The sequence below is a fragment of the Acidobacteriota bacterium genome, assembly GCA_009861545.1.
Taxonomy (GTDB): Bacteria; Acidobacteriota; Vicinamibacteria; order Vicinamibacterales; family UBA8438; genus WTFV01.
Genome location: VXME01000077.1, coordinates 40,843 through 63,144 on the forward strand (window position 1 = coordinate 40,843; position 22,302 = coordinate 63,144).

General features: G+C 68.7%; 17 protein-coding genes. 13 read left to right on the forward strand and 4 right to left on the reverse strand.

Annotation, left to right across the window (positions count from 1 at the left end):
* Positions 1–56 precede the first annotated feature (56 nt).
* The 4 genes from F4X11_13065 to F4X11_13080 form a co-directional block, all read right to left on the reverse strand.
* Positions 57–1,682 (reverse strand): hypothetical protein, encoded by a 1,626-nt coding sequence (locus tag F4X11_13065; protein ID MYN65943.1) that lies wholly within the window; start codon positions 1,680–1,682, stop codon positions 57–59.
* A gap of 249 nt (positions 1,683–1,931) precedes the next feature.
* Positions 1,932–3,557, reverse strand: a complete 1,626-nt coding sequence (locus F4X11_13070; protein MYN65944.1) for a hypothetical protein — start codon at positions 3,555–3,557, stop codon at positions 1,932–1,934.
* Between the two features lie 164 nt (positions 3,558–3,721).
* Positions 3,722–5,707, reverse strand: a complete 1,986-nt coding sequence (locus F4X11_13075) for a hypothetical protein (GenBank protein ID MYN65945.1) — start codon at positions 5,705–5,707, stop codon at positions 3,722–3,724.
* Positions 5,698–6,957: a hypothetical protein gene (locus tag F4X11_13080; protein ID MYN65946.1), complete on the reverse strand. Its 1,260-nt coding sequence runs from the start codon at positions 6,955–6,957 to the stop codon at positions 5,698–5,700. The genes F4X11_13075 and F4X11_13080 overlap by 10 nt, the downstream gene beginning before the upstream one ends.
* Before the next feature lie 248 nt (positions 6,958–7,205).
* On the opposite strand from F4X11_13080, the gene ttcA reads away from it, so the two are divergent.
* The 13 genes from ttcA to F4X11_13145 all read left to right on the forward strand — a co-directional run bounded on the left by ttcA (position 7,206) and on the right by F4X11_13145 (position 22,257).
* Positions 7,206–8,036 carry a tRNA 2-thiocytidine(32) synthetase TtcA gene (gene ttcA, locus F4X11_13085; GenBank protein ID MYN65947.1) on the forward strand — a complete coding sequence of 277 codons (831 nt, stop codon included), beginning with the start codon at positions 7,206–7,208 and terminating at the stop codon, positions 8,034–8,036.
* A gap of 58 nt (positions 8,037–8,094) precedes the next feature.
* Positions 8,095–8,544: a D-tyrosyl-tRNA(Tyr) deacylase gene (locus F4X11_13090; GenBank protein ID MYN65948.1), complete on the forward strand. Its 450-nt coding sequence runs from the start codon at positions 8,095–8,097 to the stop codon at positions 8,542–8,544.
* Positions 8,545–8,604: 60 nt separating this feature from the next.
* Positions 8,605–9,486 (forward strand): hypothetical protein, encoded by an 882-nt coding sequence (locus F4X11_13095; protein ID MYN65949.1) that lies wholly within the window; start codon positions 8,605–8,607, stop codon positions 9,484–9,486.
* On the forward strand, positions 9,483–10,475 hold the full coding sequence (locus F4X11_13100; GenBank protein MYN65950.1) for a hypothetical protein: 993 nt from the start codon (positions 9,483–9,485) through the stop codon (positions 10,473–10,475). Before F4X11_13095 ends, F4X11_13100 begins: the two co-directional genes overlap by 4 nt.
* A gap of 3 nt (positions 10,476–10,478) precedes the next feature.
* Positions 10,479–11,078, forward strand: a complete 600-nt coding sequence (locus F4X11_13105; protein MYN65951.1) for a CPBP family intramembrane metalloprotease — start codon at positions 10,479–10,481, stop codon at positions 11,076–11,078.
* Between the two features lie 128 nt (positions 11,079–11,206).
* Positions 11,207–12,901 carry a diaminopimelate epimerase gene (dapF, locus tag F4X11_13110; GenBank protein MYN65952.1) on the forward strand — a complete coding sequence of 565 codons (1,695 nt, stop codon included), beginning with the start codon at positions 11,207–11,209 and terminating at the stop codon, positions 12,899–12,901.
* On the forward strand, positions 12,841–13,617 hold the full coding sequence (gene radC, locus F4X11_13115) for a DNA repair protein RadC (protein ID MYN65953.1): 777 nt from the start codon (positions 12,841–12,843) through the stop codon (positions 13,615–13,617). Before dapF ends, radC begins: the two co-directional genes overlap by 61 nt.
* A 56-nt stretch (positions 13,618–13,673) precedes the next feature.
* The gene (gene larC / locus F4X11_13120) at positions 13,674–15,026 is read left to right on the forward strand and encodes a nickel pincer cofactor biosynthesis protein LarC (protein MYN65954.1); all 1,353 of its coding nucleotides are present in this window, start codon (positions 13,674–13,676) and stop codon (positions 15,024–15,026) included.
* Positions 15,027–15,030: 4 nt separating this feature from the next.
* On the forward strand, positions 15,031–17,148 hold the full coding sequence (gene metG, locus F4X11_13125) for a methionine--tRNA ligase (protein MYN65955.1): 2,118 nt from the start codon (positions 15,031–15,033) through the stop codon (positions 17,146–17,148).
* Positions 17,145–17,942, forward strand: coding sequence for a TatD family deoxyribonuclease (locus tag F4X11_13130; GenBank protein ID MYN65956.1), 798 nt, complete (start codon positions 17,145–17,147; stop codon positions 17,940–17,942). Before metG ends, F4X11_13130 begins: the two co-directional genes overlap by 4 nt.
* Before the next feature lie 92 nt (positions 17,943–18,034).
* Positions 18,035–19,123, forward strand: coding sequence for a polyprenyl synthetase family protein (locus F4X11_13135; protein ID MYN65957.1), 1,089 nt, complete (start codon positions 18,035–18,037; stop codon positions 19,121–19,123).
* A gap of 44 nt (positions 19,124–19,167) precedes the next feature.
* On the forward strand, positions 19,168–21,843 hold the full coding sequence (ligA, locus tag F4X11_13140) for an NAD-dependent DNA ligase LigA (GenBank protein MYN65958.1): 2,676 nt from the start codon (positions 19,168–19,170) through the stop codon (positions 21,841–21,843).
* A gap of 156 nt (positions 21,844–21,999) precedes the next feature.
* Positions 22,000–22,257, forward strand: coding sequence for a type II toxin-antitoxin system Phd/YefM family antitoxin (locus F4X11_13145; GenBank protein ID MYN65959.1), 258 nt, complete (start codon positions 22,000–22,002; stop codon positions 22,255–22,257).
* Positions 22,258–22,302 lie beyond the last annotated feature (45 nt).

The following is a 22,302-nucleotide window of genomic DNA, read 5'->3' on the forward strand; positions in this document are numbered from 1 at the left end:
ACAAACTGCGGGCGTGTGACGCGCGGTCCTCGCCGTCGGCAACGGGTTGCCGGCGATCAGGCAGCTGCGGCGGAAAGCCCGAGGGTGGAACAGAGGGTGTCGAGGGCTCGGTCGACGGTGCGCAGGGCGGCCTCCACGGTGCTGGGGTTCTTGCTACGTGGCTTGGGAGCCAGGGTAGGGTCGGCGAAGATCGGACCGAGCAGACGGGTGCGGATCTTGACGAGCAACGCGCCGAGCCGCACACCGTCAGGGGTGAGTCGATAGCGCCGACTGCGACCGACCCGCTCCGCCAAGCCATGGGCGCGGAGCTTGCCCAGGTCGTAACGAAGCTGACCGAGGGTGTAGTCATCCTCGCCGAGGCGGTGCCGAGCCAGGATGCGTTCGTGCAGTTGTCGGGTCGTCCAGTCCCCGAGCAAACCGCCGGTGTACAGCAGGCTGTCGAGCAGTCGGACGAGGCGGTCGTCATGCAGCTTGATGCCGGGCACGCGGCGCGTCCCGGTGGTCACCGGTGCCGCCAGCGCAGCCAGCGCGCCCCGGTCCACGGTGGAATCGAGCAGTTCCGCCTGCTGCGTGAGGTAGCGGTCGGTCGTGGCGGCCAGATGCTGCTTGATCGCGGGTAGATTGTCGAGCTTGCGTCCGATGGCGAGGTGGTAGGTGTCGTTCAGGCAGGTCTCGGTGCGCAGCAGCCGGTCGCCCTTCTCGTACTGCTTGACGTAGGAGCTCTTGTAGTACCCCCGCAGCACCGGGAAGCCTTCATCACGACGCTCCAGGATGGTCTCGAGCTTGCCCTGGTAGCGGCAGTTGATGCGTCGCCCGAAAATGTGCCGTGTCTGGGTTGCTCCGCCCAGGGCCACGCCGATCTCGACCGCCCGCTGAAACAGCTCGTGCAGCCGCGCCCGGCGACGAAAGATCACGTCGCGGGCGAATTCGATCTGGGCCACCGACCACTGGTAGTCGAGCCCGCACGCGGCGCGCTCGCGGGGACTGAACCTCGGGGTCAGGCGCGAGGTCCAGTAGCCAGCACGCTGCCGCAAGATCTTCTCGTCGAGGCGGTCGGCGGTGGCGCTCAACTGGTCGGGCTCGGCGCAGCGGACGATCGCGTTGTCGTCCATCTGGAACCGGACACCGGCGCGCCGCAGCTCCTGCGCGACGTAGGAGTGTCCGTTCAGGAAGCAGCTGACGGTGAAAGGCAGATACGACGCGACACACAGGCTCATCGGTCCCATGACCGGGTCCAGGATGTAGAAGTAGTAGTGGAGAAAGCGCTTGCTGGCGCGGTTGATAATCCGATAATCGTCACCGCTCGGCGGGGCGTGGCGCGGTTCGTAGGAGATGAAGGTCGAGCTCTGTTCCATGCTCTTGAGGATGACGACCACGCCGCACTCGCCCCTGAACGCACGGTAGTAGGGCGCGACGAATTCCTCCTTGCGGGCGCCCTTCGGCGCCGTCAGGATGGGAATCCCCTGCTGTTCGGCATAGCTCTCCAGCCACGCGCGGTAGCTCGCCGTCCGCCGCGCCAACACGGCCGGCGTGATCCGGGCCTCGCCCCCGACGTCACGGAAGAGGTGGACGATGTTCGCCGGGCGCTGCAGGCTTGGGTAATAGCCGCGCAGCACGATGCGGTCCCAGCAGGCGTAGCTGAACTGGACGAACCGTCCGAGAAGCTGCAACAATCGGTCCATGATCCGGTCCTGTCTGCGTGCTGGCGTTAGTCACTGAACACCAACTTACCGCAGGAGGGCCGGATCCGCTCACCCTCTCGCCCGATGCGAACCCTCACGACCGAACCGACACTCGACTCCCGTAGGCCGATTCCAGCCCAGCTTTCAGGTTTACCTGGTTAGCTGCCTTGTCCGGCGGAAGTTCGGATTCTGTACAAACTGCGGGCGTGTGACGCGCGGTCCTCGCCGTCGGCAACGGGTTGCCGGCGATCAGGCAGCTGCGGCGGAAAGCCCGAGGGTGGAACAGAGGGTGTCGAGGGCTCGGTCGACGGTGCGCAGGGCGGCCTCCACGGTGCTGGGGTTCTTGCTACGTGGCTTGGGAGCCAGGGTAGGGTCGGCGAAGATCGGACCGAGCAGACGGGTGCGGATCTTGACGAGCAACGCGCCGAGCCGCACACCGTCAGGGGTGAGTCGATAGCGCCGACTGCGACCGACCCGCTCCGCCAAGCCATGGGCGCGGAGCTTGCCCAGGTCGTAACGAAGCTGACCGAGGGTGTAGTCATCCTCGCCGAGGCGGTGCCGAGCCAGGATGCGTTCGTGCAGTTGTCGGGTCGTCCAGTCCCCGAGCAAACCGCCGGTGTACAGCAGGCTGTCGAGCAGTCGGACGAGGCGGTCGTCATGCAGCTTGATGCCGGGCACGCGGCGCGTCCCGGTGGTCACCGGTGCCGCCAGCGCAGCCAGCGCGCCCCGGTCCACGGTGGAATCGAGCAGTTCCGCCTGCTGCGTGAGGTAGCGGTCGGTCGTGGCGGCCAGATGCTGCTTGATCGCGGGTAGATTGTCGAGCTTGCGTCCGATGGCGAGGTGGTAGGTGTCGTTCAGGCAGGTCTCGGTGCGCAGCAGCCGGTCGCCCTTCTCGTACTGCTTGACGTAGGAGCTCTTGTAGTACCCCCGCAGCACCGGGAAGCCTTCATCACGACGCTCCAGGATGGTCTCGAGCTTGCCCTGGTAGCGGCAGTTGATGCGTCGCCCGAAAATGTGCCGTGTCTGGGTTGCTCCGCCCAGGGCCACGCCGATCTCGACCGCCCGCTGAAACAGCTCGTGCAGCCGCGCCCGGCGACGAAAGATCACGTCGCGGGCGAATTCGATCTGGGCCACCGACCACTGGTAGTCGAGCCCGCACGCGGCGCGCTCGCGGGGACTGAACCTCGGGGTCAGGCGCGAGGTCCAGTAGCCAGCACGCTGCCGCAAGATCTTCTCGTCGAGGCGGTCGGCGGTGGCGCTCAACTGGTCGGGCTCGGCGCAGCGGACGATCGCGTTGTCGTCCATCTGGAACCGGACACCGGCGCGCCGCAGCTCCTGCGCGACGTAGGAGTGTCCGTTCAGGAAGCAGCTGACGGTGAAAGGCAGATACGACGCGACACACAGGCTCATCGGTCCCATGACCGGGTCCAGGATGTAGAAGTAGTAGTGGAGAAAGCGCTTGCTGGCGCGGTTGATAATCCGATAATCGTCACCGCTCGGCGGGGCGTGGCGCGGTTCGTAGGAGATGAAGGTCGAGCTCTGTTCCATGCTCTTGAGGATGACGACCACGCCGCACTCGCCCCTGAACGCACGGTAGTAGGGCGCGACGAATTCCTCCTTGCGGGCGCCCTTCGGCGCCGTCAGGATGGGAATCCCCTGCTGTTCGGCATAGCTCTCCAGCCACGCGCGGTAGCTCGCCGTCCGCCGCGCCAACACGGCCGGCGTGATCCGGGCCTCGCCCCCGACGTCACGGAAGAGGTGGACGATGTTCGCCGGGCGCTGCAGGCTTGGGTAATAGCCGCGCAGCACGATGCGGTCCCAGCAGGCGTAGCTGAACTGGACGAACCGTCCGAGAAGCTGCAACAATCGGTCCATGATCCGGTCCTGTCTGCGTGCTGGCGTTAGTCACTGAACACCAACTTACCGCAGGAGGGCCGGATCCGCTCACCCTCTCGCCCGATGCGAACCCTCACGACCGAACCGACACTCGACTCCCGTAGGCCGATTCCAGCCCAGCTTTCAGGTTTACCTGGTTAGTGTTAGTCGGGGCCCCGCCGGGCGTGCAGGTCGAGCAGCACTCCGTGATGCCCGGGCGGCGCGATCACGCGGACCGGCGGGTCGGCGGCCTCGCTGGCCGGAATCGCAAGTCCCTGCAGCACCGCGCCGGTCGTGGCGTCCAGGAAGCGACCCGACATCGGGACGGGCAGTCGCAGGGCCACGAACGACTCCAACCCCGTCGGCTCGATGTAAGCGATGAAGCGCCGCGGCGACTGGAATCCGAAGGCGCGGCGCGTTCCGCCGGCAGCCCGCAGCATGCTCCCGTCGGTAGAATCGTCGACGAAACGGAGCTGCGACCAGCGCGGGGCGGGCGTCAGTGCTGCGATTGCACGAGCTCTCTCGGGTCGAACCCTGTACAGCCTCGTCGCTCCCTCTACGGCCTCCAGCGCCAAGTCCCGTCGCCCCTCCAGCCGAATCAGACTCCGAAGCGCGTGCATCGGGTCGGGAAACGCATCCAGGTGCACGACGACGTACCCGACGCCGATGTCTTGAAGCCACGCCACCGCCGGTACGGACGGGAACTGCCGTGCCACCTGGACGGTCTCGTCGAAATCCGGCGGAGCGAAACCGCCGAAGCCGTTCACGAGCGGGCGCCAATGCGCCGTGGAGGCCAGCAGGTACCGGGCGTTCCGGTGAAACTCGCGGAACCCGTAGATTGGCAGTTCGAGAACTGCGCCGGGCCAGGACGACCTCCCCAACAAGCGGTGGATGCTTCCGGCGTAGTCGAGCCGGGAGTATGCGAATGGCCCGTGGAAGCTCTCCACCGTGGCCAGCGCGATCAGGATGAACGTGACGAGGGTCCGCCGTCGCGCCGGCGCAGGCCATGTACATCCGCTCAGCCCGATGCCGGCCAGCGCCGCCGTCGCGAACACCAGGAGAACTCCGAAACGATTGACCGCGCGGAGTCCCTGCAGCGGGGGGAAGGCTTCGTATGCCCAGATATAGAACGGCGTGTGCGAGCCGAGGGACAGCAGTACGCCGATGCCTCCGACTGCCAGCAGCAGCCGCCGCGTGCCGCACGGCGCCGCCCGCCGCCGGCGACAGAGGGCAACACCGGCCAGTACGAGTGCGACGCAGCCGGGAAACAACGTGCCGGGCGCCCGATGGTAGAATCCGCCGCTCCACGTTCTGTAGTGCACATGCGCGGCCGACGCGAGATAGCTGCTCAGCGCCGTCGTTATCTCCGGCGTCTCGGCGGCCGGCGGTCGGCGGTTGTCCGCATCCAGATAGGGTCGCAACAAGAAGAGCAGGATCACAAGCGTGGCCGCCGCCGCCGCCACGAGACGCACGAGCAGTCGGATCCCCTCACGTCCCAGAAACGCCGGTGCACGCGCCACCGCGGCGGCCGCGAGCGCAAAGAACAGGAAGACCACGAGATACCCCGACGTCAAGGCCGCGCCGATCACGCAGAGCCCCAGCCAGGCCGCATGTCGCGCCCGCCCGTATGTCAGCAGCCGCTGGAGCGCGACGAGAGCCAGCGGCAACCAGTATGCGTGCAGCGCCTGCACATGCGGGATGCGGGTGATGAACGGCGTGCTGAACGCGAACAGCGCGCCCGACAGCAGACCGGCCCGCCAGTCGCCGGTCCAGACCCTGACGAGCCAGTACGTCGCCAGCGCGGTGAGCGTCAGTCCAGCCAAGACCAGAACATTGTGTGCGAGCAGCGCGGAACCGCCGAGCCAGTGAATCGGGGCGGCCATCAGGCCGGGAACGATGAGCGGCTCCGTGTAGGCGAGGGCGCCGCGGCGTGGATGGAACATGTTCGCGTCGAACAGGTGCAGCGGATCGCGGGGAATCTGGTGTCCAATCCACGCCACGGCCCACGCGTTGAGCCACTCGTCGTCATTCAGGAACGACAGGTGCGCCGGCCCCGTCGCGAGGGACCACGTATGAATGGCCGCAAGGACGAGAAACAGGATGGCGGCCGGCAACCATCGGTTCGCTGCCGTCGCAGCCGTCAGGACCATGGCCACCAGCCGGCCGGTCGGTAGTCGATTCTACGGCGGCTGTTCCACAGGAAGCCGGTGACGGCCAGTAGTACTGCCGCCGTCACCCAGACGACGTTCGGAGGATGTGACAGGTAGGTCTCGAAGTCCCAGAAGTAGAAGCTGGGAACGAAGTGGCGCAAGTCGACCGGAAAGAGCGAGTTCCGTTCCCACAGCAGCTCGGAGTAGCGCGGAAACAACGTGGAGGGCGCCGGGACCCACTGCATCGCCAGGGCCGCCTGGTACGCCAGTCCCGTCAGGACGATCGGGCGAACATAGCGTTCTACCGCGGCTCTCTCGTCCTTCAGCCAGATGCCCAGTGGAACTATCCACAGCCACATCGCCGACCAGGCGAAACGTCCGGCGGGTCCGCCTCCGCCGTACCAATTCAGCTCCATCGAGTTCGGGCCGATCAGGGACCCGTAGAGTAGCAGCCAGGGTACGGTCAGCGGGTGACGCCGGCCAACCATGTGGCCGAGTCCGATGAGCCCCGCCAGAAGTAACGGCTGCTGGAAGAACATGCCCTGGGCCTGGTCGAGATGCAGTCCGAGAAAGACCTCCAGAACCCGCAGCGGATCGGTGCCCAGATCAGCGAGCCGGCGCCAACCCAGCACGCCGCCGAACGTCTGCAGGTGCCACCACATCAGCGAACCGCTCCCGGCCGCGAACAGCACCGAGAGCGCCAGGGCGGGCCGCCGTTGGTCGCGCCGGGCCTGCCACGCTCCGACCGCCGCGAGCAGCACCGAGGTGGCGAAGTACTTCGTATGGAGCCAGGGGAGCAGTCCGGCGACCAGCCAGTAGCCTGCCCATCCCGGCAACGTGCGCCGCGCCGGACTCCACACCCACGTAACCAGCGCCAGGACGATCGCGCCGCACTGCAGGTCCGGATAGATCTGGGAGCCGCCGAAGATCGTCGCCACACAGGCGATGATGCCCAGGACGGCAAACCGTGCCGCGTGCGGGGAGATGCTGTCGCGCATCTGGCGCCAGCAGCCCATCGCCAGCAACGACAGCGCAATCACAGACAGAGCGACTCTGGCGCCGAGCACGCCGGCTAGCGACCATGGGGCGGCCAGCAGCATGCCGAGCCCTGGCGTGTGCATCGGTGACCAGCCCTTCGTCGTGGGCAGGGCATGCGCGTTCACCGGGCCGAAGACCTCTCGCGTCCTGGCGTCCCACCAGTAGTTGTTGCGCAGCTCGAGGTCGAGGGCGCGGGCGACGCTGACGGACATGATGACGTAGTGCGGTTCGTCACCACCGAAAGGCAATTGTCCGGACTGCGTCCACACGGTCGTCAGGGCGGCGCTCAGGAGGATGCAGCACGATGCCGCCGATCTCCAGCCGGATGCGACCCTGCCAAGGGGTCGCAGACTGCGGCCGAGCCTTCCCGTCAATATCTTCATTCCCTTGCACGTGTGTAGTCACGACCGTCGTTTGTGAGACGACTCCGGGGGAGTATAGACTGTGCGACGATCATCGCATGGCCTACCAGAGCACTCTCGAAGCCCGGCTCGCCCGCAAGACGACCCGCGCGATCAAGGCTTTCGATCTCATCGAGGACGGTGATCGTGTGATGGTCGGCCTGTCGGGGGGCAAGGACAGTTGGGCGCTTATGCACCTGCTCGACGTGCTCCGCCGGCGCGCGCCGGTCGATTTCTCGCTGGTGGCCGTCAACGTCGATTCCGGCTACGCCGCCTACAAGCACGAGGTCATCGCCCGTACCTGTGAAGATCGCGGGTGGGAGTACCGCATCGAGCACACGTCTATCGGCGACATCATGGACGACGTGCTCGACGCCGACGCGACCCCGTGCTCGCTGTGCGCACGGCTGCGGCGGGGGGTGCTGTACAGGATCGCCGCCGAGGTGGGCGCGACGAAGATCGCGCTGGGGCACCACGCGGACGACTTCGTGGAGACGCTGCTGCTGAATCTGCTCTTCGCCGGGTCGCTGAAGGCGATGCCGGCGCGGCTGGTCTCGGACGACCGGAGGCACGTCGTCATCCGGCCGCTGGTCTACGTGACGGAGGACGAAGCGCGCGCGTATACGCGCGAATGCGGGCTGGAAGTGATCGGTTGCTGCTGTCCGGTCTGCGGCGACCTCAGCCTTAAGCGGCAGCGGATCAAACGCTGGCTGCTGGACCTCGAGCGCGAGCATCCGGGCGTGAAGAGCTCGATGCTGAAGGCCCTCGGCAACGTCGCTCCACGGCATCTGCTGGACACGCGTCTGAATCCTCCCGGCGAGTTGCGTGCTGCAGGCCACATCCCGTCCGATCTGCCCGAGCCGGTGTCGGAGGGCGCCGCGCCGTCGTGATGGGCGACCTTGCGGTTGCCCCGATTCTCCGCCTTGGCGTCGAACGCGGATCAGCGCCATGCGGGCCGTAGTGCAGCGTGTGCGGCGCGCCTCGGTGACCGTCGACCGGCGGGTGGTTGGCGCGATGGCGGGGGGGCTCCTCGTCCTGCTCGGCGTCGGCCGGGAGGACACGGACGACGACGTGACCTACGTTGCGAACAAGATCAGGGATCTGCGCCTGTTTACCGACACGGCGGGAAAGATGAATCTCTCGGTTGCCGAGGTCGGCGGCGCCGTGCTCGTCGTATCGCAGTTTACGCTTCTGGGTGACTGCCGTCGCGGCCGGCGGCCTTCGTACAGTGAGGCGGCTGCCCCGGAGCAGGCCCGCGCCCTCTACGAGGCCGTCGTCGGGCGGCTCCGTCAGGGTGGCCTGTCCGTGCAGACCGGCGAGTTCCAGGCGATGATGGACGTCGAGCTGGTCAACGACGGTCCCGTGACCGTCCTGCTCGACAGCCGGCGTGCGTTCTGAGCGCCCTCGCGGTCAGGCCGTGTGCGGGGCGGCACTACAGGCATGGAGCGAACGCTGCGGATGGCTCGATGCGCCGGTGCGGTCGGCTTCATCGTCGCCCGCTGGCTGCTCGGCATCTGCAACGTAGCGGTTCTGTGCGGGTGGCTGGCCGTCGCGAGCGCGTTCTTCGCGGCTGTTTACGCGGCGGCGTTGCTGAGTTCCCCGGCGGGGTTCGGAGCATCGGTTCTGGGTCCGCGCGGCGCTCGCCTGCTGGCTCTGACCTGCGCACTGCATCTCGTGAGCGCCGGTCTCGACGTCCTGGCGCCGGAGCGGTTCGCCTGGCGCATGCAACTCGCCGATGCAGTGGACCTGCTCGCATGGGCATGGGTTCTGTACGCGGCGCCGGCGTCGGCCCGGCGGTTTCTGGGTGGGGAATCCAGCCTGTTGCGGCCCCCTGCGAGTCCCCTACGGCCGCGCCACGCAGCCGTCTCCGCGTTCGTCGTCTTCGTGCTTCTGCTCCAGTTGTCGGCGTTGTTCAGGGATCGCCCCACCCTGTGGCCGTTCATCGACTATCCGTTGTACAGCGCCGCCCAGACCACGGCCGTCCGGGCCGTTCACTACAGGCTCTACGGCATGCCCGCGCACGGGCCGCCGACCTACCTGGAGATCACCGCGGAGGCGCTCGGGATGAGCTGGTTCGTGTACCACACCGAGTTGATTCCAGGGTTGTTCGACCGGCCGGGTTCGGTCCCGCCGCAGCTCCGGCGCGCGTTGGCGAATGCCGATCTGCCGCCGTTCGAGCGCATCGAAGCCGAACGCACGACCTACGTGCTCGAGGCGGGGCGCATCGCCGCGTTCCCCGAGCGTCGGCCGTTGGCGGTCGAATCGATCGCCGTTGAGCCCGGCGCCCCGTGGGAGGAAGGGGCCGCCGCCGGGCCTGCGGCCGGTACGGGTCCGCGATGAGCAGCCACGCATCGCGGGCTTCGTTCACGTTCCTGGGAGACAGGTGGACCCGATTCTGGTTCCCTGTCACGACCGCGGTGCCGCTCGCCGTCTGTCGTCTGGCGCTCGTGCCGGCGTGGCTGTTGATCTTCGCGAGTTCGCCGGACGACTACGCGGTCGCGCTGACCTACGATCCGGCGCGCATAGACCAGGCGCTGATCCGCGGCATCCTGGTGCTCGTCCCGGTCGAGGTCTTCCACACGGAGTCGTTTCTGCGCGGCGTCTGGTCGACGGCGACGGCGGCGGGGGTTCTGGCCGCGGTGGGCTTCTTCACCCGCACTGCACTCCTGACGCTCGGGCTGGGCTATTGCATCCTGATCGCCCACCTCTACTCGTATGGCGAGCTGCACCATCCGGAGGCGTTGTACTGCATTGCGCTCGTACTGCTGGGCCTGTCGCCCTCCGGTTGTTGCTATTCGGTCGATTCGTGGATGGGGAGGCGTTCGCGTCATCCCGAACAGTGGGGGCCGCACGCGCGAATGGACAACGCGACGTGGGCCCTGCGGCTGATTCAGTGCCTGCTGGCCGTCGCCTATTTTTCGTCGGGCAGTGCGAAGCTGCTGGACGGTGGATTGGCCTGGATGAACGGCGCGACGCTGCAGCAGATGGTCCTGACCGACTACGTCCGCCACGGCATGCCGGCCGGGCTGTGGCTGGCGCAGAACTTCTGGCTGTGCGTTGCCGGGTCCGTGGTGACCGTAGCGGTGGAAGTCTTCTTCTTCGTGGCCGTGTTCGTCACCGGGGCGCGCAAGTATCTGCTCACCGCAGGGGCGGCGCTGCATGTGGGAATCTATCTGACGATGGCCGCACCGTTCTTCACGTGGATCGTGCTGTACTCGTCGTTCCTCGACGTCGAAGCGCTTCGCCGGCGGCTCGTCGGGAGCGAAAGGGTCCTCGCGAATCCGGGCAAGGGGTCCGCGCCGCGACTGCACGACGGAACGCGAGGGTAGACGGTGGTGGACGAAGCGCGACCTCGGTCGCCGAACTCCCTGTTGCGGTTGGCGTTGGCCGGCGAGTTGCTGCTGGTCCTGCTGGCCCTGGGCTGGGCGCGCTACCGCGCCCTTCCGCTGACCGTGGCCGCCGGTCCTTGGCCCCGTGACCTGGCCGCCGGCGTGGCCGGCGCCGCCGCCCTCGCCGTCGTCAACCACGGCCTGTTGTGCCGCGCGCCGGCGTTGCGGCCGGTGCGCGCCATCCGCCGCGTGTACCGCGACCTGCTGAAGCCCGCCTTCGCCGGCATCGGCGCGCGGGAGGTGGTGGTGATATCGCTCGCCGCCGGCATCGGCGAGGAGCTGCTGTTCCGCGGCGTGCTGCAGCCGGAGATCGGGTTGATCCCGGCGAGTCTGGTCTTCGGCGTGCTGCACACGGGTGGGCGCGGGACGTTCGCCTTCGGTTGCTGGGTGGCGTTGATGGGCGCGGCGCTCGGGTGGCTGGCGGCGGCGACCGGCGGGCTGCTGGCGCCGATCGTCGCGCACGCGCTGTACGATGCCTGGGCGCTCGCCTATATCCGACGCGGACGCGAGTGTGCGGCCGTCAAGGGGGGCGTCGTGGGGTAGGCCGGCGGACCGGGAGGCCAGGGGGCCGTGCCGTAGCGCCGGTGCGGAGTTCCGGACAAGCCTGGCTGGGTCGGCAACCGTAGCGGGAGCCGACGGTTGCCGGGCTAGAATCACCGGATGCGTCTTCGATCGACAGTCCCGGCGGGCGTGGTGCTCGCCTTTCTCTGCAGCACGGCGCCCGCCGGCGCGCAGCAACGACCGCTCGTGACCGAGGATCCGGAGTCCGTCGGCAGCGGCCTCGTGCTGGTCGAGGCCGGGTTCGACTACCAGAAGGATCAGCACTTTCCCGTGTCGGGTTTGACCGGTCACCTGCGCAGCGTCCCCCGGTTCGGCGTCAGCATCGGGGTGAGCTCGATCGCCGAGGTGCAGATCGACAACGTGTCCTACGACACGCTCAGCATCACCGGCCGGGCGGAGGCGCCGCTCTCCCACCTGCTGCGCGTCAGCGGCGATCGCACGTCGAGCTGGTCCGATACGGTTGTCGGCGCCAAGACGCGCCTGCTGTCCGAAGGCGGCAGGCGTCCGGGAATCGCGCTCCGATTCGCCACCAAGCTGCCGAACGCGGGCAACGAGGAGGGTATCGGGCTCGATACGATGGACTTCTACAACTCGTTGCTGGTCGGCAAGACGATCCGGTCGCTCCGGGTCGTGGGGAACGTCGGGCTCGGGATCCTGAGCGACCCGACTCGCGGGGACCGCCAGAACGACGTGCTGACCTACGGGATCTCCTTCGCCCGGGCGTTCGCGGAAGGCGCGGAGATCGTCGGCGAGGTGAACGGCCGGGCCAATACGCGGCCGGGCACGCCTCCCCCGGGGACCGACAGCTCCGGCTACGTCCGTTTCGGCGCGCGCTTCACGCGCGGCCTGGTCCGGGTGGACGCGGCGCTGGTGGCCGGCCTGACGGCGCACGACGCGGGACTCGGCGTGACCACGGGGTTGACGTGGGTCTTCCGCGCGCTGGAGCTGCCGTGAGCGGACGGCGGCCCGGTGCGCCGGTCGGATTCGCGAAGGCGCACGCCTACGGCAACGACTTTCTCTTCATCGAGGAGGACGAGGTCGGCGGAGAGGCGCTCGGCGACCTGGCGCGAGCCATCTGCCGACGGCAGCACGGGGTCGGGGCTGACGGCCTGATCGTCTATCGTCGGGCGCGTGCCGGCGCAACGATGCGGCTCTTCAACGCCGACGGGAGTCCTGCAGAGGTGTCCGGCAACGGCGTGCGCTGCCTGGGTGCGCTGCTGGTGGAGTCGGCTCCCGGGGAGATGGACGGCGCAACCGCGGACTCCATCGAGATCGAGACGGCGGGCGGCCTCAAGACGCTGACGCTGCTGCGCGCGGAGCACCCGCGCTATACGTTCCGCGCCGGGATGGGGCGGCCCCGCGGGTTGCGCGAGGAAGAGTTGGCCGTGGGCGGCGAGCGCGTGCGCGTCGTCGTGCTGTCGGTCGGCAACCCGCAGTGCGTGGTCCTGTCGCCTTCGATGGACGAGGTCGAGAGCCGGTTTCGCCGCCTGGGGCGGCTCCTCGCGATGCACGATCGGTTTCCCGAGGGGACCAACGTGGAGTTCGCGACGGTGGAGCGCCCCGACCGGATTCGGATCCGCATCTGGGAGCGGGGCGTCGGGCCGACGCTCGCCTCGGGCACCGGGGCGTGCGCGGCGGCGGTGGCGGCGGCCAGCTACGGCGGCGCGGCCCGGAGCGCGGAGGTCGTGTCGCCGGGCGGTGCGCAGCGCGTCGATTGGACGGAGGAGGAGATCCGGCTCACCGGATGGGCCGACATCGTCGCACGCGGGCGGTGGGTCCCGCCGCTTCCGCCAACGGGTGTGTAGTACGATCGGACCAATGCGGCACGCGGATTGTATGTGCTTGCCGCGTGAGCGTAAGACAGCTGGCTCTGCACGATCGGCCGCGCGAGAAGCTGAGGCGTCTGGGCCCGGCCGGGCTCGGCGACAACGAGTTGCTAGCCGCGGTTCTCGGTCACGGATCCCAGAACGAGAGCGCGCTCGACATCGCGAACCGGGTCCTCTGCCACGCCGGGGGGGTACACGGGTTGACACGCGCGCTCGAGGGGCACCTGCAGGGGGTTGCCGGCGTCGGACCGGCGATGTCCGCCCGGATCATGGCCGCGATCGAGTTGGGCCGCCGCACCCTCGCGTTGCCCGACGCCCGGACGAGGCTGGGCGGGCCCCGCGACGTGGCGCGCTACCTGCTGCCGCGGTACGGCGCGCGGTCGGTGGAGCAGTTCGGGGTAGTGCAGCTCGACGCCCGGCAGCGCGTGCTGTTGACGGCGTTGCTGTCGGTCGGGACACTGGACGAGACGCTGGCGCATCCGCGCGAGGTGTTCCGGATGGCGACGGCCGGCGGGGCGGCGGCTATCGTGGTGTTTCACAACCATCCGTCGGGGGATCCCACGCCCAGCGAGGACGACGTGGCCCTGACGGCGCGTCTGGTGGAGGCCGGGGCCATCATGGGCATCGACGTGCTGGATCACATGGTGCTGGCCGATGCCTGCTACTACAGCTTCAAGGAGCACGGCCGCCTGTAGCCGGCCGGCGCGCGGCGCCGGACGCTGATTGCCGGGGAGAGCGGCGCCCAGGGGCGATGTCCAGAATCCTCTACCTAGACTGCTTCTCCGGAGCGTCCGGCGACATGATCGCCGGCGCGCTCCTCGACGCGGGTGTGCCGTTCGACGTGCTGCAGAAGGTTGTCGACTCGCTCGGTCTGGACGGCGTCGGCGTCAGCAGCGCGCGCGTCGACCGGAGCGGAATCGGAGCGGCCAAGTTCCGTGTGACGGTCGACGGCGAGGCGGCCGACGCCGGCGCGGAGGCTCACGGGCACGACCACGGCCACGACCATGCGCACGGCCACGCCCACGGGCACGGCCACGACCACGCGCACGACCGCGACCATGCGCACGGCCACGACCATGCGCACGGCCACGGCCGGCAGCACGCGCACGGGCATGGGGGCCATCACCACCGGGGTCTGGCGGAGATTACCGGCATCGTCAACCGGTCGTCGCTGTCGCCGGCGGGCAGGGAGCGCGCGGCGCGGCTCTTCCGCCGCCTGGCCGAGGTGGAGGCGGGCATCCACCAGGTGCCGGTCGAGACGGTGCACCTGCACGAGGTGGGAGCGGTCGATTCCATCGTGGACGTGGTGGCCGCGGTCGAGGCCCTGGAATGGCTCGCTCCCGACCGCGTCGTCGCGTCGCCCCTCAATGTCGGCTCGGGCACGGTGACGTGCGCGCACGGCGAGCTGCCGGTCCCGGCGCCGGCGACGGCCGAGCTCCTGCTGGGGGTCCCGACCTATGCGCAGGGGCCGCCGGCCGAGCTGGTCACGCCGACCGGCGCGCTCATCGTGACGGAGTACGCCGACGCCTACGGTCCGGCGCCGCCGATGCGCGTCGAGCGGATCGGCTACGGCGCGGGCGACCGGAATCCGGCGGGTCGCCCCAACGTGCTGCGCGCGCTCGTGGGGGAGGGAACCGGGACCGGCGCGTTCGAGCGCGTCGTCGTCCTCGAGTGCCAGATCGACGACATGAATCCCCAGCTCTATGGCGTGCTGATGGATCGGCTGGCCGCCGCCGGCGCGCTCGATGTCTTCTACGCGCCGATCCAGATGAAGAAGAACCGGCCGGGTACGCTCGTCACCGTGGTGGCGCCGCCGGGACGGCGCGAGGCGCTGTCGGACGTCCTGTTCCGCGAGTCCACCACCATCGGCCTGCGGGTGACCGAGACGGACCGCGAGCGGCTCGACCGGGAGGCGGTCGCCGTCGAGACGCCGATCGGTTCCGTTCGCATCAAGGTGGCGCGGCGCGACGGCGCCATCCGCAACGCGTCGCCGGAGTTCGAGGACTGCGCGCGGCTGGCCGCCGAGCGCCGGCTCTCGATCAAGGAAGTGCAGGCCATCGCCGTCAAGGCCTGGCTCGACGGGAACACGGAAACGGCTCTCTGACGCGATGGCGAAGTTCTATCTCACCACGGCGATCGACTACGTCAACAGCCGCCCGCACCTGGGGACGGCCTACGAGAAGATTGCGGCCGACGTCATCGCCCGCTACCAGCGGCTGTGCGGCGTCGAGACCCGCTTCATGATGGGCAACGACGAGCACTCGCAGAACGTCTTCCAGCGCGCGCGCGAGCTCGGGGTCGAGCCGCTCGCCTTCTGCGACGGCATGGAGACGGCTTTCCGCGACGTCTGGGCGCGGCTCGACATCTCGTTCGACGACTTCATCCGCACGACGGAAGCGCGCCACCGGACCAGCGTGACGGCGCTGGTGTCGCGGCTGGCCGAGGCCGGCGACATCTACGACGGCTACTACGAGGGCTGGTACTGCGTCTCGTGCGAGGCGTTCAAGCCGGAAAAGGACCTCGAGGACGGCAACTGTCCCGTGCACGGGAAGCCGCCGCAGTGGATCAAGGAGAAGAACCACTTCTTCCGGCTGTCGAAGTACCGGCAGCCGCTGCTGGATCACTACGCGGCGCATCCGGAGTTCCTGCAGCCGGAGATCCGCCGCAACGAGATGCTCCGGCTGCTCGAGTCGGGGCTCGACGACATCTCGATGAGCCGCACCGGCCAGGCATGGGGCATCCCGGTGCCGTCGGATCCCGACAGCGTGATCTACGTCTGGGTCGACGCCCTCATCAACTACATCTCGGGGGTCGGATACGGCGCCGACGAGGCGCTGTTCGAGACCTGGTGGCCAGCCGACCTGCACGTCGTCGGGAAGGACATCACCCGCTTCCACTGCGTGTTCTGGCCCGCGATGCTGATGAGCGCGGGGCTGCCGCTGCCGCGCCGGGTGTTCGGCCACGGCTGGGTGCACTGGCAGGGCCAGAAGATGAGCAAGTCGCTGGGGACGGTGGTCGATCCCCTGGAGGCGGCGGACCGCCTGGGACCGGACCCGTTGCGGCTGTATCTGACCAAGGAGATCGCGTTCGGCCAGGACGGAGACTTCACGTGGGACCGGTTCGAGGAGCGCTACAACGTCGACCTCGCGAACAACTTCGGCAACCTGGTTTCGCGGCTCGCGTCGATGGCCCACCGCTACCGCAAGGGTCGGCTGGTGGCGCCGCCGAGCGCGCCCGGGCCGCTGGCCGAGGCGGCCTGCGGGGCCGTGACGGCCTACCGCGAGGCGATGGACGCCTTCGCGCTGCATGGCGGCGTGGCCGCGGCGTTTCGGCTCGTCGACGCCGCCAACGAGTACATCGCGGCGGTCGAGCCGTGGGCGACGGCGCGGGATCCGGCGCGTGCCGCGGAGCTCGACCGGCAGTTGTACGACGTGAGCGAAGCGGTGCGGATTGCCGCCCTGCTTCTCGCGCCGGTGATGCCCAGCTCGTGCCGCGAGGTGCTGGCGCGGGTCGGGACACCGGTCGGCTTCGAGCCAAACCTGGACCGCGATGCGGTCTGGACGACGCCGCCGGGCGCCGAGCGGCAGGTCGTGAAGGGCGATCCGCTCTGGCCGCGGCTCGATCCCGCGCGGGCTGCGTCGAACGTCGAGAAGGATACGCAACGGAAGGACTCGCCGACGAGCGCGGCGGTCGGGCGGAAGGCGCGGGTGGCGGCCGATGCCGGCACCGGACCCCAACGGAGGGAGCAGCGGACGATGAACGACAGTGAACGATCGGGCGGGGGCGAAGCGGCTTCTGCCGCGGCCCCGCTTCAGTCGGAGGTCGGCGGCTCGACGCCGGCCGGCGAGGGCGCCGCGACCGCCGAGGCGGCCGAGGCCCAGGCACCGGAAACGCCGCGCATCTCGATAGACGACTTCGCCAGGGTCGAGCTTCGCGTCGGGCGCGTCGTGACCGCCGAGGCGGTGCGGAAGTCGAAGAAGCTCGTGCGCCTGGAGGTCGACGACGGCGGCGGCGTGCGGCAGATCGTCGCGGGCATCGCGAAGGCCTACGAGCCGGAGACGCTCGTGGGACGGCACGTCGTCTTCGTGGCGAACCTGCAGCCGGCGAAGCTGATGGGGATCGAGTCGAACGGCATGGTCCTCGCGGCACTCGACGCGGCCGGGCAGCCGGTACTTCTGAAACCGGACGATCCGGAGCGTGCCCCCGCGGGATCGGCGATTCGATGATCGATTCCCACTGCCATCTGGCCGACGAGCAGTTCGCCGCGGACCTCGGTGCGGTGATCGAGCGAGCGCGCACCGCCGGCGTGGACGGCGCCCTCTGCATCCTCGACGCACTGAACGACGACGAGGCGCGCCGCGCGGACGGCGTGGCCGCGGCCTGGCCGAATGCCGCTTTCGCAATCGGGGTCCACCCGCACCAGGCGGGGGCGGTCGAAGACGCCGCCGGCGGTCTCGAGGGGGTTGCGTCGTTCGTGCGGCGGTTGCTGGATGCGCGGGCCGGGGCGTGCGCGGTCGGCGAGATCGGACTCGACTACCACTACGACTTCGCGCCGCCGCGGACCCAGATCGACGTCTTTCGCCGTCAGATCGCGCTGGCGCGCGATCTGACGCTGCCGATCGTCGTCCACACGCGAGAGGCGGACGCCGACACGGTGGACGCCATTCGAGCGGAGGGCGGCGGCGACGTGCAGGGGGTCTTCCACTGTTTCACCGGTGACGCCGCATTCGCGCGCCGGGCCCTCGATCTCGGCTTTCACGTGTCGTTCTCGGGCATCGTGACATTCCGCAACGCAACGGCGATTCGCGAGGCGGCCGCCATCGTGCCCGCCGAACGTCTGCTGGCCGAGACCGACGCGCCGTACCTGTCACCGGTCCCGTACCGCGGCCGGCGCAACGAGCCGGCGCGGGTGGCCCAGGTGATCGATACCCTGTCCGAGGTGCGCGGCGAGGACCGCGCCGACATCGTCGAGGCGACGCGGCGGTCGTACCACGGATTGTTCGGCGCCCCCGCGGACTGAAGTGCGTGGATTCCCCACTCTCGGAACCGGGCATCGCCTGAAGTGCCGGCGCGTTGACGCTCGCGGCGCAACTGTGGTCTGATTCTCGCGGCGTGAACGTGGCACTCAAGTCGTCGGCGCCGGCTGACCTGGAACAGATCTTCGAACCCATCCGCGCGTCGCTCGAGGCGGTCGAGCAGGCCTATGCGACCTACGTCCGGCCTGCCGTCGAAGCCGACGCGGCGGCCCTGGAGGCGGCCGGCCAGGGCGCGGCGAGGGGGCCGAGGGCCGTGCACGTGGTGGACGAGGTGATTCCGCGCATGGCCCGGTACATCCAGGCCAGCGGCGGCAAGCGCGTGCGTCCCGCCGTGTTGCTTCTCGCCGCGCGGCTGGCCGGCTACACCGGGGAGCGCGCGGTCGTCTACGCGTCCGCGGTGGAGTTCATCCACACGGCGACGCTGGTCCACGACGACATCATCGACGAGTCCGAGCTCCGCCGCGGCCGCCTCGCGGCGCACTCGCGCTGGGGCAACGACAAGACGGTCCTGCTGGGCGACTACCTGTACATCAGCTCGATGAAGCTGGCTCTCACCTACGACGACGCCATCCCGATCGTGCGCCTGCTGTGCGACGTCACGCGGCGGATGATCGAGGGCGAGCTGTACCAGTTGACCAAGACCGGCGACGTGGACATCTCGGAGGAGGAGTACTTCGAGATCATCCGGCGCAAGACGGCGTACCTGTTCGGCGGCTCCGCCGAGATCGGCAGCATGCTCGGCGCCACGACCGACGAGCAACGCGCCGCGCTGCGTGATTACGGCTTCAATCTCGGCGTCGCCTTCCAGCTCGTCGACGATCTGCTCGACTTCACGGCGGACCAGGCTACGCTCGGCAAGCCGGTCGGCCAGGATCTCCGCGAGGGAAAGGTCACGCTGGCCCTGATTCACCTGCTCGGCCGGGAGGCCGCGGACGGTCGCGCGCGCGCGATAGCCCGCGGCGCGGTAGAGACGGGCGAGATCGGCATGAGCGATTGGCGCGAGCTCGGAACCCTGCTGCGCGAGCATCGCGCAACGGACTACGCCTACGACAAGGCCGTCGAGCACGCGGCGGCGGCCCGGAACTGCCTCGCCGCGTTTTCCCCCTCCGTCGAGCGCGATGCGTTGCTCGCCCTGCCGGACTACGTGCTGGCGCGCGATCGCTGATTCCGGCCGGCGGCGGGCTGGCCGGTTCGAGGTCTGACGCGCCGATGCCTTCCGACTCCGGATCCGAGGCGGCCCTCGACGAGGCCCGGACCCGCATCGCTCGCCTGCGCAGCGAGTTGAGACATCACGAGCATCTCTACTACGTCCTCGACAAGCCCGAAATCAGCGACGCCGAGTTCGATGTCCTGCTGCGGGAGTTGCAGCAGTTGGAAGCGCTGTATCCGGTGCTGGTTACGCCCGATTCCCCTTCGCAGCGCGTCGGCGGCGCGCCGCGGGAGGGAGTCGACAAGGCGTCGCATTCGTCAGCGATGCTCAGCCTCGACAACGCGTTGGACGACGCGGAGCTGGTCGACTTCGACCGTCGGGCGCGGGAGCTGGCCGGGGTGGAAGTCCTGGACTACGTCGGCGAGCTGAAGCTGGACGGCCTCTCGATGGCCGTGCGTTTCGGTCCGGCGCGCGACAACGCGGGTCGTGATGCCGGCGCCCGGCTGCCCGGTTTGCACGAGGAGCCCGATGCCGACAGTCACCTGACGCTGGCGCTGACCCGCGGCAACGGGGTCGCGGGCGAGGTGATCACGCCGAATGCCCGCACCCTGCGCTCGCTGCCGCTCTCGATTCCGGCGCGGGAGCGCGCGGCGCGAGGGGTTCCGGTGGAGTTCGAAGTGCGCGGCGAGGTCGTGATGCCGAAGAAGTCCTTCGCGGCACTCAATGCCCGGCAGCGAGCGGAGGCGAAGCGGCAGTTCGAGAACCCGCGCAACGCCGCGGCGGGATCGCTGCGGATGCTGAACGCGGCGGTTACCGCCTCGCGGCGACTCGACTTCTACCCGTATCAACTGCTCGCAGCCGGCGGGTCGGTCTTTCCGTCGCACTGGGAGGCGCTGGAGGCGCTCGCGGCCCTGGGCTTCAAGCGTAGCGAGGCGCGGGCCCGCCTGCACGGCGTCGATGACCTGCGGCGATTCCGGGACGAATGGCTGCCGCGGCGCGAGGCACTCCCGTACGAGATCGATGGCCTGGTGTTCAAGATCGATTCCGTCGACCTGCAGCACCGTCTCGGCGCGACGTCGAAATCGCCCCGCTGGGCCGTCGCCTGCAAGCCCGCGGCGCAGCAGGTGGAGACGGTGGTGGAGGATATCGACGTCCAGGTGGGGCGCACCGGGGCGGTCACCCCGCGCGCCCGGCTGCGCCCGGTACACGTCGGCGGGGTCACCGTGTCGCACGCGACGCTGCACAACGCCGACGAGATCGCGCGTCTCGGGCTGCAGATCGGCGACGCCGTGCTGGTCGAGCGGAGCGGCGACGTGATCCCGAAGGTCGTACGGGTCGTGCGCGAGGGCGCGGGTCGACGGCCGTTCGTGATGCCTGCGCGGTGTCCCGAGTGCATTGCGCCGGTCGTGCGCGAGGCGGGCGAAGCGGTAGCGCGGTGCGTCAACGTCAGTTGCATCGCGCGGTTGAAGGAATCGATCCTGCACTTTGCGCGGCGGACCGCCATGGACATCGACGGCGTGGGCGAGTGGCTCGTCGACGCGCTCGTCGACGGCGGGCTGGTGAAGGACGTTGCGGATCTGTACGCGTTGCAAGTGGATCAGTTGGCGGGTATCGAGAAGGACGCCACCGTTGGCGAAGAAAAGGCGGTCCAACTGGAGGAAGCGATCACGCGCGCGAAGTCCGAGGCGACGCTGACCAGCGTAATCGTGGCGCTCGGCGTGAGTGGTGTGGGGGACCGCAAGGCTGCATTGCTGGCGAGTCGCTTTCGGAGTCTGCAGCGGATTGCCGAGGCCACCGTGGAGGAGTTCGTGGCGGTCGACGGGATCAGCCCGCGCCTTGCAGCGTCGATCCACGAGTTCTTCGAGCGATCCGACAACCGGAACTTCGTCTACTTGCTGCAGCAGTCAGGATTTCCCTGTGACAGTGGGATGACGGATCCAAAGCGCGTCGGCGTCATACTCGATGAACCGGCCGGCGCGCCGCAAATGACGTTTGCAGCCGGGGGAGATCCGGAAAGGTACGCCGAGATCCTCCGACGCTTCGTCGTGCGGAGCGCGAAGTACGTCGACGGACTGGGGGATACACTGGCCGGCAAGTTCGTCGACAGCGGTCTGGTCCGGACGCCGGTGGATTTCTATCGGCTCACCGCCGGGCGAATCGGAGCGATTCCCGTGAAGATCCGGCTTGGCACGAAGTCTGCGCACAGGATCATGTGTGGCTTGGAGCAATCTAAGCGCTTGCCACTCGGTCGTCTCGTATTCGGTCTCGGCATCAGGCAGGTCGGAGACAGGACGGCTTCATTGTTGGCGGATCACTTCGGTAGCTTGGGCTCAATCGCATCGGCCTCCGCCGAGGAACTCAAGCAGGTGGAGGAGGTCGGCCCCCATGTCGCCGAGTCGATTCGGATCTTCTTCGGGGCGAGCATGAACCGGGGTCTGATCGAACGGTTGCGAGGACACGGGCTGCGGTTCCAGGAAGACGAAGAAACAGATGATTCGGAGCCGCATCCGCTTGCCGGCAAGGTGTTCGTACTCACCGGAAAGCTGGGCGGCATGAGCCGCGACGAGGTCAAGGCGCGCATTCTGGCGGCCGGCGGCAAGGTCAGCGGGTCTGTGAGCCGCAACACGGACTACGTCGTCGCCGGGGACAAGGCCGGCTCCAAGTTGCGGAAGGCCCGGCAGCTCGGAGTAGAGGTGATTGACGAGGCGGGCCTGAGCGCGCTGTTGGCGAGGTGAAAGGACGTTGAAGCGTACTACGAGCGCTGCCGCGAGGTTGGCTGCGTTGATGCAGGGTGGCGCTTGGGTCGATCGCGCGGCGCTGATGCCGTTGTCGGAGTGAGTCGTGGGGCCGCATGTGGATGGACCATGGTGTTCGACCATGGTCTATCATGAGTGGCGGAGGCTTGTGTGGAGCAGCTCGCCATCTCGAAGTTCAAGGCAACCTGTCTGGCCGTTCTCGACCGCGTGAACCGAACGGGACAGCCGGTCCTGATCACCCGGTTCGGCAAGCCGGTGGCGGAAGTGGTGCCCCCGTCGCCCCCTGAACGTCCGGAGCAGTGGCTCGGCTGCATGCGCTCCACGCTCCGCATCACCGGAGACATCGTCTCGCCCGCGCTGGACGAAAACGAGTGGGAGGTGCTGCGCTCGTGAAGCTCCTGCTGGATACGCACATCTGGATCTGGAGCGTTGCCGAGC

Excerpts from the sequence above, each read along its gene's own strand:
- F4X11_13065 (MYN65943.1), bottom strand. The coding sequence starts at position 1,682 with ATGGACCGATTGTTGCAGCTTCTCGGACGGTTCGTCCAGTTCAGCTAC.
- F4X11_13070 (MYN65944.1), bottom strand. The coding sequence starts at position 3,557 with ATGGACCGATTGTTGCAGCTTCTCGGACGGTTCGTCCAGTTCAGCTAC.
- F4X11_13075 (MYN65945.1), bottom strand. The coding sequence starts at position 5,707 with ATGGTCCTGACGGCTGCGACGGCAGCGAACCGATGGTTGCCGGCCGCC.
- F4X11_13080 (MYN65946.1), bottom strand. The coding sequence starts at position 6,957 with ATGTCCGTCAGCGTCGCCCGCGCCCTCGACCTCGAGCTGCGCAACAAC.
- ttcA (MYN65947.1), top strand. The coding sequence starts at position 7,206 with ATGGCCTACCAGAGCACTCTCGAAGCCCGGCTCGCCCGCAAGACGACC.
- F4X11_13090 (MYN65948.1), top strand. The coding sequence starts at position 8,095 with ATGCGGGCCGTAGTGCAGCGTGTGCGGCGCGCCTCGGTGACCGTCGAC.
- F4X11_13095 (MYN65949.1), top strand. The coding sequence starts at position 8,605 with ATGGCTCGATGCGCCGGTGCGGTCGGCTTCATCGTCGCCCGCTGGCTG.
- F4X11_13100 (MYN65950.1), top strand. The coding sequence starts at position 9,483 with ATGAGCAGCCACGCATCGCGGGCTTCGTTCACGTTCCTGGGAGACAGG.
- radC (MYN65953.1), top strand. The coding sequence starts at position 12,841 with ATGGGCCGACATCGTCGCACGCGGGCGGTGGGTCCCGCCGCTTCCGCC.
- larC (MYN65954.1), top strand. The coding sequence starts at position 13,674 with ATGTCCAGAATCCTCTACCTAGACTGCTTCTCCGGAGCGTCCGGCGAC.
- metG (MYN65955.1), top strand. The coding sequence starts at position 15,031 with ATGGCGAAGTTCTATCTCACCACGGCGATCGACTACGTCAACAGCCGC.
- F4X11_13130 (MYN65956.1), top strand. The coding sequence starts at position 17,145 with ATGATCGATTCCCACTGCCATCTGGCCGACGAGCAGTTCGCCGCGGAC.
- ligA (MYN65958.1), top strand. The coding sequence starts at position 19,168 with ATGCCTTCCGACTCCGGATCCGAGGCGGCCCTCGACGAGGCCCGGACC.